Below are 659 nucleotides of genomic sequence, written 5' to 3'. Positions count from 1 at the left end.
GGCCAGCCCCGCCAACACAAAGAAACTGATCTGGGTGAAGATATTACTATCCCCATCGGTTAACCAGACACCCGTTACTGCAGCCAGAATCGATAATGGCACAATGGTGATAACGACCAATGGCAAGATTAAACTCTCATATTGTGCCGCTAAAACTAAGAACACCAGTAACAAACACAATGGGAAAATAAATAAGGCAGTATTCCCACTAATGACTTGTTGATAGGTTAAGTCAGTCCATTCAAACTCCATGCCTGAAGGTAGGGTTTTCTCCAGAATTTCGCTAATGGCATCCTGTGCTTGTCCACTGGAATAGCCAGGCGCCGCATTACCATTTAAATCTGCCGCGAGATAACCATTGTAGTGAGCGGCACTTTCCGGCCCATAACTCTCTTTCATCTCAAGCACGCTTCCTAATGGCACCATATCACCATTGCTATTACGTACTTTTAAATTCAACGCATCATCGGGCGCATTACGATAATCTGAATCAGCCTGAGCAATAACCTGATAGGTACGACCAAACTGGTTAAAGTCATTGATATAAAGCGACCCCAGATAAATCTGCATGGTGTCAAAAATATCTTTGATGTTTAAGCCGAGCTGTTTCGCTTTTGTTCTATCCAAATCAGCATAAAGCTGTGGCACATTGATTTTAT

1 protein-coding gene is annotated in these 659 nt (G+C 42.9%); it reads right to left on the bottom strand.

From position 1 onward, the window contains the following. A partial coding sequence (locus B4K20_RS14300; RefSeq protein WP_289283413.1) for an efflux RND transporter permease subunit occupies positions 1-659 on the bottom strand: 659 nt, incomplete at both ends.

Source organism: Methylophaga sp. UBA5088, from assembly GCF_002414625.1.
Lineage (GTDB): Bacteria > Pseudomonadota > Gammaproteobacteria > Nitrosococcales > Methylophagaceae > Methylophaga > Methylophaga marina.
This window is presented reverse-complemented; position numbering and strand designations above follow the sequence as displayed.